Source organism: Corynebacterium sp. KPL2861 (genome assembly GCF_040225475.1).
GTDB lineage: Bacteria > Actinomycetota > Actinomycetes > Mycobacteriales > Mycobacteriaceae > Corynebacterium.
This window is the reverse complement of sequence record NZ_JBEHFW010000014.1, coordinates 38,111-49,006: the sequence shown is the minus strand read 5'-3', so window position 1 is coordinate 49,006 and position 10,896 is coordinate 38,111. Positions and strand designations below refer to the sequence as shown.

Below are 10,896 nucleotides of genomic sequence, written 5' to 3'. Positions count from 1 at the left end.
CCTTGTGCGCGATACTGGGATTGAACCAGTGACCTCTTCCGTGTCAGGGAAGCGCTCTCCCACTGAGCTAATCGCGCGCTATTCATGTAGTTCCACTTTCCTTGGTGGCATAAAACCCTCTAGAAAAGTGCTGGAGCGGATGACGAGACTCGAACTCGCGACCCTCACCTTGGCAAGGTGATGCGCTACCAACTGCGCTACATCCGCATGCGAAACCAGGCCCGGTTTCTAGGACAAAGTCCTTGTGCGCGATACTGGGATTGAACCAGTGACCTCTTCCGTGTCAGGGAAGCGCTCTCCCACTGAGCTAATCGCGCGCTATTCATTTAGTTCCACTTTCCTTGGTGGCATAATACCCTCTAGAAAAGCGTGGAGCGGATGACGAGACTCGAACTCGCGACCCTCACCTTGGCAAGGTGATGCGCTACCAACTGCGCTACATCCGCATCGCGCCGCAGTGCTTCATGCTTTGCGGTGCGTGAACAAACATTATCGTGCTCCCTGCCAGTTTCCAAATCCCCAGCCCAGCACACCTATTGCGCGGCGTAAATCACTCACTTATCGGCGCTGTGAATTGCAGGGGTGTCATTTAACCCGCGCGTCAGCCTTCCCAAGCAGATCCGTTTTAACCGCCATCTCCACGCCCTCCATCCAGCCAATTAGGAAAATGGAACGCACCGGGTGTAAATTTATCCCCCGCAAGGTCCTATAGCTCAGTGGGAGAGCGTTCCGTTCACACCGGAAAGGTCACTGGTTCAATCCCAGTTAGGACCACCACCGCCCACCTAAGCTTAATTTCCTTTGCTTAGGTGGGCTTTTCCCGTTCAAGTGGGCTTTTTGCCGCATCTGAGTAAAGTGTCCACCCGTGTTGTGGATACTTTTGGGAATTCTTGCTGGTCTGGTTTTACCGATACAAACGCTGGTTAATACTCGCCTTCGCGCTTCCACCGGTACCCCGTTTTCCTCCTCGATGATTTCCTTCGCCGTGGGAACGGTCACCCTGCTTATCGTGGCCACGGCCATTACCGGCGGGGATTACGGCATTGCGCAGGCTTTTGATGAACCACTCTGGATTTGGTTCGGCGGTTTGCTGGGAGTTGTGGCTCTGACCGGAAATATTCTTCTCTTTCCACACTTAGGCGCGGTACAGACTGTGGTCTTGCCCATTGCTGGGCAAGTCATCATGGGTCTCATTGTTGACCACTTCGGGCTCTTCGAATCCCCTCAATCTTCTCTAACCGCATTGCGCGCCATCGGTGCCATTATCGTGCTTGCCGGCGTAATTGCGGTAGTTGCCACCCCGAGCGCAGCAACAAGTAATGAAGATTCCGCGACCGCCCTGTGGCTGTGGCGGCTAGCCGGATTTGTCTTTGGCTGTTTTACCGCTAGCCAATCTGCCATCAACGGCCACCTGGGCCAAGTCACGGGCTCTCCGGTGAGCGCTGCGCTGGTTTCTTTCGCCGTCGGCGTTACCGCCCTGGTCATCGTCAATATCGTGTTGCGCTGGCGCCCGCGCATCGAGCACCCAGAAGGAAAACCCAACCCGTGGTGGATGTGGATAGGCGGTGTATTGGGCGCGCTTTTCATCTTCGGTAACGCCGCCCTCGTTCCACAGATTGGCACCGGCCTCACAGTCGTCGCCGGCCTGCTTGGCTCGATGCTGGGCTCGCTCATCATTGACCGCGTCAGCGGCGCCCCCATTAAATCTCGCCAGGTGCTAGGGATTGCCCTTCTCTTGACCGGCGTGGTGCTTATTAGGCTGGTGTAGCCGCCAGGACGATTCACGTCCCGCACAACCACTACACTGGCACAACATGGACATCGCTTCGCTTTTAGGGCCCGAACCCGCTCACTTACCCGCCCTCCGGGCCAATATGGTTTCTACCCTCACCGGGTCTGCTACCATCAATGACCTTTCTGAGGCCATGGGCAATGACACCGATGGAGAGCTTTTCCAGGCCTTGCGTGGCTGGGCGGACGTTGTGTTTGTCGGTGGGCAAACGGTCAGGTCAGAAGATTATGCGGGAGTAGAGCAACACTCTCGCGATTCACCTCCCGCCCCCATTGCCGTGCCCACGCAAAGCTTGAAGTTTGATCCGAACTCGAAATTCTTAACTCACTTCACCACCGCCCCACTCTTCCTTGTCCCCCACGCGGCGCTGCAGAACCCGGAGGTCTCCGCGAGGAAAGGCCCCCTTGAGGCAGCAGGTGCAGAGGTAATCGATGCCGGTAAAGGCACCATGCAAGACTATCTCCGCGTATTGCGGGAGCGGGGATTTCAGCGAATCCTCTGTGAAGGTGGGCCAGGAATGCTCGGCCAGCTGGTGCATATCGATGCCATTGATCAGATGTATTTAACCCTGGATCCCCATCTGTCCACCGGCGTGGAAAAGCCCGTGGCTACCTTTCATGGCACGCACTCCCACCGCCGAATGCGGCTAGACAATGTTGCCGCCGATACAGATAGCACGGTGTTTCTGCGGTACTCGCGCGCAGCTGAGTCCGTAGACTAAAAGGTCGTGACTGCTCGAATAAACGCCGCCGCATGGCCTATTGCCATTCTCCTCGTCATTCAGCGCGTCTTCATCGTGGCGCGCAATGGGACGTTGACTGATGATTTCACCACGGTCTATCGCGCGCTAAGGCGCATGATCGACGGTGTTCCGGTGTATGAACAGGCTTATAACCATGTGGATCCGCTGTATCTCTACACCCCGGGTGCAACGCTATTCTTATCGCCTTTAGCGTGGCTCGATTTCAGCCTCGCGCGCGGGCTTTTCATCGTGGTCAATGCCCTTGGCATCATAGCCGCACTGGCGATATTGACCCACGTGGTGGGAAGAGCGCTTACCTCGCCGGTGTTTCCGGTCTCTATCGCTTTAGCCTTCGCCACCGAAGCTGTCACCAATACTTTGGCGTTTACCAATATCAATGGTGTGCTCTTATTCTGCATGGCGCTTTTCCTGTGGGCTTTCTTAGAGGTTGAGCGCACCCCGCAGCTCGCGTGGGTTTCCGGCATAGCCCTTGGACTAGCCATTTTGATTAAGCCCCAATTTGCACCCCTCCTCTTCTTGCCCTTGGTCAAACTGCAGTGGCGCAACCTCCTCGCGGGCCTGGGGATTCCGGTGGTGTTCAATATCCTCGCGTGGCCGCTCGTCCCGGGCGCTAACGGTTACCTCGACAAGCTGGTGCCCTATCTTTCCACACCCCGCGATTATGCCAATTCCTCCTGGGCGGGATTACGCGCCTATGTGGATTTTGGCCCCGTCCTCTACTGGGTGGTGTGGGTAGTCTTCGCCGCCTTGGTCGGGTGCGCGGTGCTCGGACTGTTGCGGTGGCGACAATCCGAACCGGTATTTTGGGCACTGACGACGAGTGGCACGATTATGGTCGGGATTTTCTTCTTGTCCTCGCTAGGACAGCAATATTATTCAATGTGGCTATTTCCGCTGATATTCACCGTGTTCCTGCCGCGCTCGGTCTTTCACTCAGTGGGCGCATGGGTGGCCGCGTTCCTGTTCTTGGCCCCGGTGACATGGACGTCACACGCGCACCCGGATGCTGGGCGGTGGATGAACACCTTCTCCGGCACAGTGGGATGGAGCCTGCTCATCGTCATCATCTTCTCCTGCGTTGCCGGGTGGTGGCGTGCCACGCAAATAAAGGATTAAACTTAAAGTCATGACTGATTTTAAGCTCATTGCTGATGCCGACTGGCAAAAGCGCCTTAGCCCCGAAGAATATTACGTATTGCGCGAAGCTGGCACGGAGCCGCCGCACGTGGGCGAGTACACGGATACCACCACGGAGGGTGTCTACTCCTGCAAGGCCTGCGGCGAGGAGCTATTCCGTTCCACCGAGAAGTTTGCTTCCCACTGTGGTTGGCCTTCCTTCTTCTCCCCACTAGCCGGTGACAAGATTATCGAGCGAGAAGATAACTCCCTGGGCATGCGCCGCGTCGAGGTTCTGTGTGCCAACTGCGAGTCCCACTTGGGCCACGTTTTTGAAGGCGAAGGCTACGATACCCCGACCGACCTGCGCTACTGCATCAACTCAATTTCCTTGAACCTGGAAGAAAAGCCCGTCGAGGAAAACTAAGATTTCACTACCACGCGCAGTGAGATGAAATGACAGCGCTGGGAGCACTTGCAAAGGGTGCTCCCAGCGCTGGTTTATATCAAGACTTAAGGCAGAACCTTGATGAGTTCCGCGATGTCTTTTACACGGCGTCCGGTGTGGAAAGGAATTTCCTCGCGAACGTGGTGGCGGGCTTCGGTATAGCGCATCTTATACATCAGGTCCACAATGCGGTGCAGTTCGTCGGCCTCAAAGGCTAGCACCCACTCGTAGTCCCCCAGCGCGAATGCCGGCACCGTATTGGCGCGCACGTCCGGGTAGTCGCGTGCCTGCATGCCGTGTTCCATCAGGATGCGGCGACGCTTTTCTTCTTCCATCGTGTACCAGTCATACGAACGCACGAATGGGTAGACAGAAATCCACTCCTTGGGCTCTTCCCCCATGATGAAGGAAGGCAAATGGGATTTATTGAACTCGGCCGGCCGGTGCAAGGAGTTTCCAATCCAGGTCACCTCGCTTACCTGGCCCAAAGTGGTCTCCCGGCGGAAATCGCCAAAGGCCTTTTGGATATCGGAAAATTCCTCGGCGTGCCACCAGATCATGAAGTCTGCGGAATCGCGCATCGCGGTCAGATCGTAGACGCCGCGGACGGTGACCTTATTGTCCTTTTCTAGCTCCGCAAAGAATTCTTGGGCTTGGGAGATGATCTCCTCGCGCTCGGCGCCTAGGCCGCCCGGGATCACCTTGAAAACGGCGTGTTGGGAGTACTGCTGTACCTCGTTGAGTTCCTTGAAATCGAGCTTCGCCATTGCTTTCTCCTTTGCAGAAGCTTATTCGAATATTCGGACATATCCATCATAAGTTGGAGTTACACAGATTGTCATCCCTCCCCCTATGTACCTCCCACTATCGGCGCGCCTCCGCCAGCTCAACGTAGCGAAACTATAGCTTTAGCAAGGTGAGTAATTCCGAATCGACCACGCCCAGCGCCGGTAAAAATGCCGGAGCCAACTCAGGAGATGGCGCAGCCTTTACCTCCCTACGCCGCAACGACGAGGCACAGGAGCCAACGACACCGCCGGCGTTTACTCAGGCGGTAGAGTCCATGCACGCGGCCACTCTTCGCCCAGAGATTAGCCTCGGGCCCATTCGCCCGCCGCAGCGATTAGCGCCCTTTAGCCACGCCATTGGCCTTGAGGTGGGCACGGAAGAGGAGCCGGATATTATCGCCACCGATTCAGATGGCGATGCCTTCGGGCGCCTCATCCTCCTCCATGACCCAGGCGCGGAAGAGGCCTGGGAGGGCGCGATGCGCCTAGTGGCGTATATCCAGGCCGATATGGATGATTCGGTTGCAGGAGATCCGCTGCTGCCGGACGTCGCCTGGCAGTGGCTCAATGAAGACTTAGAAAAAGAGGGTGCAGAGCTTACCAACCTCGGCGGCACCGTCACCTCCACCGCCTCGGTCCGCTTCGGAGAGATCGGCGGTCCCCCGCGCGCTTATCAGATTGAAATGCGCGCATCGTGGACAGCGGAGGGACTAGATTTAGCACCGCACGTGCAGGCCTTTGCACAAGTATTAGCCAACGTCGCGGGCCTGCCGCCTGAAGGCGTTACTGAACTCGGCCGCTAAGATGGTGGAATTTCGGGAGCGTCCGAAAGAAGGTATTCCGAAGGTATTATCCACCCCGGCGGAATTTGCCGCTGCCGCCGCGCGGTTGCAGGCGGGCACCGGGGCCTTTGCCATCGATACCGAGCGCGCCTCAGGCTACCGGTACGATGACCGCGCCTTTCTCCTCCAGATCCGCCGGCGCGGCGCTGGGACGATGCTTTTTGCCCCAGAAGGCCACCGTGCGGAACTGACCCAGGCGCTGGCTCCGGTGCTCAATGGGCAGCATTGGATCATTCACGCCGCCCCCTCGGATCTCCCCTCTCTTGGGTGGTTGGGGCTTTTTCCCGGCACCCTTTTCGATACGGAATTGGCCGCCCGGTTTGCCGGCTTTCACCGCACCAATTTGGGCGCCATTATCGCGGAGCTTTTCGATGTCCAGCTGGAAAAGGGCCACGGCGACGATGACTGGTCCATCCCGCGGTTGAGTGAAGAAATGCGCGCTTATGCCGCGCTCGATGTCGAACTCCTGCTGGAACTAGCCACGACGCTGCGCGATATCTTGGCCGATCAAGAAAAGCTGGAGTGGATGGTGGAGGAATGCGCGGCGATCGTCGCCAAGCATGCACATGACACCGCCCCACAGCCGGGCTCTTGGCGCGATATCAAGGGAGTATCGAGCTTAAAGAATGGGAAGCAGCGCGCCGCGGCGCGGTCTTTGTGGACCCTGCGCGATGATATTAGCCGGCGAACCGATACCGCGCCCGGGCGGGTGCTTCCCAATAAGGTGCTGGTAGAGATTGCCCGGGTTTTGCCCAGCACGCAGCCCCAGCTCGCCCGCATCAAGGGGTTTCCGCGCCGGCGCAAGGGTGCCGCGCAGCGCTGGTTGCGGGCGGTGCAGCAGTCCCAGAAAATTCCACCGCGGGGGCGCCCGGGTCCGCTCCGTGAGGAAAGAACCGTCCCTTCCAAATCGGTCTGGTCCAGGGAGTATCCAGAACTGTGGGAGGAATATCAGCAAATCCGCGCCGCCGTTGGGGATATCGCCGAAGAGCTCGGGCTACCATCGGAGCTGCTGCTGCGCCCCGCTAGCCTCCGCGCCACCGTGTGGGCGGCCATTGGTGGGAGCGGAACCATCAGCCAACCGGACGACGTACCAGCTTTCCTAGAGCGCGAAGGCGCACGATCGTGGCAGGTGAACCTTGTTGCCCCGGTATTGATCGAGAGCCTATTTTCCCAGCCAGATTAAGCGGTGAGGTTTTCTACCCACTCTGTAATCGACGCAGAAATGAGCTCTGGGCTTAGGCCGAACTCTTCCAAAACCTCGCCGCGGGAGCCGTGCTTGGGGAAATACCCAGGAACGCCGAGGCGCCGCACGGGGGTATCCACCTCGGCCGCGCCGAGAGCCTCAGCAATCATGGACCCAATGCCGCCGCGAATGAGTCCATCTTCTACCGTCACCACCAGATCGTGATCTGCCGCCATTGCGATAACGGAACTAGCCACCGGCGCGACCCACCGCGGGTCAATAACCGTGACGTTAAGCCCCTGCTTCTCCAGCTTTTGCGCCGCCTTGATACTGCGCGCGGACATCGCACCGATAGAAACGATGAGGACCTCGGGGGTATCTTCGCCCGCGTCGGCCTCGCCGTAGTAGAGGATATCGACGCCATCGGCAAGCGTATCCACGGCTTCCATATCGGGCAGCAAGTTTCCCTTGGGGAACCGAACAACCGAGGGCCCAGAATCAATGTCCAGCGACTCGTGGAAGAGCTCGCGCAGGCGCGCACCATCGCGCGGGGCGGCGATGTGCATACCTGGGACGATGCTCATTAAGGACATATCCCAAATGCCGTTGTGGGAGGCGCCATCAGAGCCCGTCACACCGGCGCGGTCGAGCACGATGGTCACCGGCAGCTTGAGCAAGGCGATATCCATGATCACCTGATCCACGGCCCGGTTGAGGAACGTGGAATACACAGCCACCACGGGGTGCATCCCGCCCAAAGCCAAACCGGAGGCAGAGGCCATCGCATGCTGCTCGGCGATGCCCACGTCAAAGAACCGATCCGGGAAGCGCTCCTGGAAGGGGGCCAGCCCCGTAGGACCCGCCATGGCTGCGGTGATTGCAACGATGTCATCGCGCTTTTCCGCCGCCGCAATCAATTCTTCAGAAAATGCGGCCGTCCACCCCGGTTGCTTGGTGCCCTTGGCAACACCGGTGACTGGGTCGATAGCACCCGTCGAGTGCATCTGGTCCTTCGGCTCATTGACCGCCGGGGCAAACCCGTGGCCCTTTTCCGTGACCACATGCACGATAATGGGGCCCTCATAATCGCGGGCATAGGAAAGCGCATGCACCAAGCCATCGATGTCATGGCCGTAGATGGGACCAATATATTTAATCCCCAGCTCTGGGAAAATCTCCGTGGGCAAGACGGTGGACTTGACGCCTTCCTTCATGGCATGGAGCGCATCAAAGGCTCGCTCGCCTACCCACCCCATGGATTTTAAGCGGCGCTTGCCCTGCTCCATGAGCTCATCGTAGCCATGCTGGGAACGAATGCGCCCCAGGTTTTCAGAAATGCCGCCAATGGTGGGCGAATAGCTGCGCCCGTTGTCATTGACCACGATGACCGCATTGCGCTTTTTATCTTCAGAGATATTATTGAGCGCTTCCCAGCACATGCCGCCGGTAAGCGCGCCATCGCCGACAATGCCAATGACATTGCGGTGGCCTTCCCCGCGGATCTTGAAGGCCTTAGAGAGTCCATCCACCGTCGATAGCGAAGCGGAAGCATGCGAGGATTCCGTCCAGTCGTGCTCGGACTCACCGCGGTCCGTATAACCGGACAGGCCGCCTTTTTGGCGCAGGGTGTCAAATTGGGCCGTGCGGCCAGTCAACATTTTGTGCACATAAGACTGGTGAGAGGTATCGAAGATGATGGGCTCGCGCGGGGAATCAAAGACCCGGTGCAGCGCAATGGTCAATTCCACTACGCCCAAATTGGGCCCCAAGTGCCCACCGGTCACCGATACCTTATCGATGAGGCGCTGACGAATATCCGCCGCAAGTTCCTCCAACTTATCTGCAGGCAGTGCCTTCAGGTCTTGCGGCGAGTTTATGGTATCCAAGATAGTCATGGAGCGGCCTTCAACTCCTTCTGTGCTTAGTTCTTCCTATCCACCGTACCCGTGGTCCGTATTTTCTTTTATATCGGCTCATTACTTCAGGCGAGATATTTTCGCGTTAAACGGCACTCTGCGCCGGCTTATCCGCCGCCTTATCTGGGGCAATAAGAGCGATAACCTCAAAGTGATGGGTGCCAGGAAAGGCATTAATTAGCGCCATTTTCTCAGGCTTGTACCCAGCGGTGTGCCACAGGGATAGATCGCGGGCAAAGGTGGCAGGATCGCATCCCACATGAACCACGGCCTGCGGCTGTGCCTCCGCCACGGCGCGGATAACCTGCTCGCCCGCCCCAGTTCGCGGCGGATCGAGCACCACGGCACCTGGTTGGGGCAATTGGGCTGCAACCTGTTCTACCTTGGCGGATTTTACTGCGATATCGATATCGCGCAGCCCCGGCTGCGTAGACGCCGTTGCCGCGGGCGAATAGTCCACGGACATGACTTTTCCGCCGGTGGCATCAGACAACGCGGGCGCGAATAATCCGACCCCGCCGTACAAGTCCCAGGTGGTCTTGTGCTGGTAATCCCGGCCGACCAGCCACTGCCCCGCCACGGCGCTATAAACCTCCGGCGCCGCCACATGCGCTTGCCAAAATGCCGTGGCGGGGAAGGAAAACTCGCGGCCATTGACGTATTCGGCCACCGTGCCAGAGCCCTCGATGACCTCACGAATGGTCTCCACGCGCCTGCCTCGCGGGGCCTTGCGCGTTTCCACCACATGCCGGTTGCCGGCGCCATCAAGAACCGCGACGATTTCGGCCCCAGGGGTAAAACGCCGCGCGCCGTCCCCAACCAGACCATCAATTAAGCCATCTGCTAATTGGGTACAACCGACGGAAGTGACCAGCTCATTCGAGCGGTACTTCCGCAATCCGGCGCGGCCTTGCTTGTCGACGCCCAACCGAACCCTCGTCCGCCAGCCCCGTACCGGCGGCAGATCGTGTTGCTCAATGGTGAGGGACTCGAGCCCCTCAATGCCGCTGCGGCGCAGCTGTTCGCGGAGAACGTCCATCTTAATGGCTGGTTCCGCTGCGGGATCCAACTCAGCAAAATCGCAGCACCCGGCGCCTAGCTCTGCGGCGGGACAGCTACTGGGTACGCGCAGTTGCCCTGCGGTGACGATGCTATCGAGTTCGCCTTTGATAAAAGACTTTTTCACCTTACCGGCGGTTGCGCGAACCGTGTCACCAGGAAAAGCCCGGGGAACGAAGACGACGCGCCCATCTGGGGCATGGCCTATGCCGAGTCCACCATGGGCCATGCGGTCAATGGTGACCTCTACGGTGTCCCCGCGAGATACTGCGGACTCAGTCATTTTCTGCCTCGAGCTCTTGTGTACTGCGATCTGAATTTGTGGCAAGTGCGGCATTTTCTGCCTCTTCTACCGCGGCGTCCGCACGGCGCACCATCCACACGGTTAATGCGGTTACCAACAACGTCAAGGGCCAGCCCATGACAATCCTGGTAATTCCCAATGCGGTAGTCTCCCCGGCGTCATAAATCGCGCGCTGGATGATAAACCGCGCCAAGAAGATAACAGCCCAGCCGGCGGTGGCGATGGAATAGGCCCTCCGCGCAAGCTTTACCTTCTGCCAGGCCATATCATCGCCGTTCAAGCCCTTCCAGATAACGCCTACGGCCGGCCACCGGAAAAGGATGGAGAGCGCTGCGGCGATAAACAGGGCCAGTGACATCCAAATGCCGTATAAAAAGTAGCCTTTTGCATCCCCGGTAAACCAGGCTATGGCCGCGCAAATGGCCACGCCGATAAGTCCAGATATGGCCGGCTGAATAGTCTGTTTGCGAACGATGCGCCAAATGGCGATCACTACCGCCACGCCCAGAGCGGAGATGAGCGCTGGGGTGAGGCCATAGAGGCTGTTGACAGGAATAAGGACGACGATGGGCAACGTGGCCGCGACGAGGCCGGGAAGGCCTCCCATTTGTTCCAACAGAGTTGGCTCAGTATCGCGGTCCTGGTCGTCGCTTAGCTGAGGAGCCTGCGGCTCCGGCAAAGAGTT

At 58.4% G+C, this 10,896-nt stretch carries 10 protein-coding genes and 5 tRNA genes; 7 read left to right on the top strand and 8 right to left on the bottom strand.

What is annotated here, in order from left to right:
* Window positions 1-5 precede the first annotated feature (5 nt).
* The 4 genes from ABRP84_RS10525 to ABRP84_RS10510 form a co-directional block, all read right to left on the bottom strand.
* Window positions 6-77 (bottom strand) — tRNA-Val (locus tag ABRP84_RS10525).
* 54 nt (window positions 78-131) lie between these two features.
* A tRNA-Gly gene (locus ABRP84_RS10520) sits at window positions 132-207 on the bottom strand.
* 38 nt (window positions 208-245) lie between these two features.
* Window positions 246-317: transfer RNA gene (locus ABRP84_RS10515), tRNA-Val, on the bottom strand.
* 53 nt (window positions 318-370) lie between these two features.
* Window positions 371-446 (bottom strand) — tRNA-Gly (locus tag ABRP84_RS10510).
* Between the two features lie 256 nt (window positions 447-702).
* On the opposite strand from ABRP84_RS10510, the gene ABRP84_RS10505 reads away from it, so the two are divergent.
* From ABRP84_RS10505 to msrB, 5 genes are all read left to right on the top strand, one after another.
* Window positions 703-777 (top strand) — tRNA-Val (locus ABRP84_RS10505).
* Between the two features lie 88 nt (window positions 778-865).
* Entirely contained in the window at window positions 866-1,768 is a 903-nt protein-coding gene (locus ABRP84_RS10500; protein ID WP_349853703.1) for a DMT family transporter, read from the top strand.
* Between the two features lie 46 nt (window positions 1,769-1,814).
* Complete coding sequence (locus ABRP84_RS10495) at window positions 1,815-2,513, top strand: pyrimidine reductase family protein (protein WP_349853701.1); 699 nt, start codon at window positions 1,815-1,817, stop codon at window positions 2,511-2,513.
* Window positions 2,514-2,519: 6 nt separating this feature from the next.
* Window positions 2,520-3,671, top strand: coding sequence for a glycosyltransferase family 87 protein (locus ABRP84_RS10490; RefSeq protein WP_349853700.1), 1,152 nt, complete (start codon window positions 2,520-2,522; stop codon window positions 3,669-3,671).
* Window positions 3,672-3,681: 10 nt separating this feature from the next.
* A complete protein-coding gene (msrB, locus tag ABRP84_RS10485; protein ID WP_349853699.1) occupies window positions 3,682-4,098 on the top strand; it encodes a peptide-methionine (R)-S-oxide reductase MsrB in 417 nt (138 codons plus the stop codon).
* Between the two features lie 86 nt (window positions 4,099-4,184).
* On the opposite strand, the gene hemQ is transcribed toward msrB, so the two are convergent.
* Window positions 4,185-4,886 (bottom strand): hydrogen peroxide-dependent heme synthase, encoded by a 702-nt coding sequence (hemQ, locus tag ABRP84_RS10480; RefSeq protein ID WP_349853698.1) that lies wholly within the window; start codon window positions 4,884-4,886, stop codon window positions 4,185-4,187.
* Between the two features lie 149 nt (window positions 4,887-5,035).
* Here hemQ and ABRP84_RS10475 point away from each other — a divergent pair, with 149 nt between their 5' ends.
* Together ABRP84_RS10475 and ABRP84_RS10470 are read left to right on the top strand one after the other, a co-directional pair.
* Complete coding sequence (locus ABRP84_RS10475; RefSeq protein ID WP_349853697.1) at window positions 5,036-5,710, top strand: DUF3000 domain-containing protein; 675 nt, start codon at window positions 5,036-5,038, stop codon at window positions 5,708-5,710.
* A gap of 1 nt (window position 5,711) precedes the next feature.
* Window positions 5,712-6,932, top strand: coding sequence for an HRDC domain-containing protein (locus tag ABRP84_RS10470; protein WP_349853696.1), 1,221 nt, complete (start codon window positions 5,712-5,714; stop codon window positions 6,930-6,932).
* Here the strand turns inward: ABRP84_RS10470 and dxs are convergent.
* The 3 genes from dxs to ABRP84_RS10455 all read right to left on the bottom strand — a co-directional run bounded on the left by dxs (window position 6,929) and on the right by ABRP84_RS10455 (window position 10,890).
* Window positions 6,929-8,827, bottom strand: coding sequence for a 1-deoxy-D-xylulose-5-phosphate synthase (gene dxs, locus ABRP84_RS10465; RefSeq protein ID WP_349853695.1), 1,899 nt, complete (start codon window positions 8,825-8,827; stop codon window positions 6,929-6,931). The genes ABRP84_RS10470 and dxs overlap by 4 nt on opposite strands.
* 106 nt (window positions 8,828-8,933) lie before the next feature.
* Window positions 8,934-10,190, bottom strand: coding sequence for a class I SAM-dependent RNA methyltransferase (locus ABRP84_RS10460; protein ID WP_349853694.1), 1,257 nt, complete (start codon window positions 10,188-10,190; stop codon window positions 8,934-8,936).
* Window positions 10,183-10,890: a DUF3159 domain-containing protein gene (locus ABRP84_RS10455; RefSeq protein ID WP_349853707.1), complete on the bottom strand. Its 708-nt coding sequence runs from the start codon at window positions 10,888-10,890 to the stop codon at window positions 10,183-10,185. Before ABRP84_RS10455 ends, ABRP84_RS10460 begins: the two co-directional genes overlap by 8 nt.
* Window positions 10,891-10,896: the final 6 nt, after the last annotated feature.

What these genes read in the sequence shown, in the direction of transcription:
- ABRP84_RS10495 (WP_349853701.1), top strand. Translation starts at nt 1,815, where the DNA reads ATGGACATCGCTTCGCTTTTAGGGCCCGAACCCGCTCACTTACCCGCC.
- ABRP84_RS10470 (WP_349853696.1), top strand. Translation starts at nt 5,712, where the DNA reads ATGGTGGAATTTCGGGAGCGTCCGAAAGAAGGTATTCCGAAGGTATTA.
- dxs (WP_349853695.1), bottom strand. Translation starts at nt 8,827, where the DNA reads ATGACTATCTTGGATACCATAAACTCGCCGCAAGACCTGAAGGCACTG.
- hemQ (WP_349853698.1), bottom strand. Translation starts at nt 4,886, where the DNA reads ATGGCGAAGCTCGATTTCAAGGAACTCAACGAGGTACAGCAGTACTCC.
- msrB (WP_349853699.1), top strand. Translation starts at nt 3,682, where the DNA reads ATGACTGATTTTAAGCTCATTGCTGATGCCGACTGGCAAAAGCGCCTT.
- ABRP84_RS10460 (WP_349853694.1), bottom strand. Translation starts at nt 10,190, where the DNA reads ATGACTGAGTCCGCAGTATCTCGCGGGGACACCGTAGAGGTCACCATT.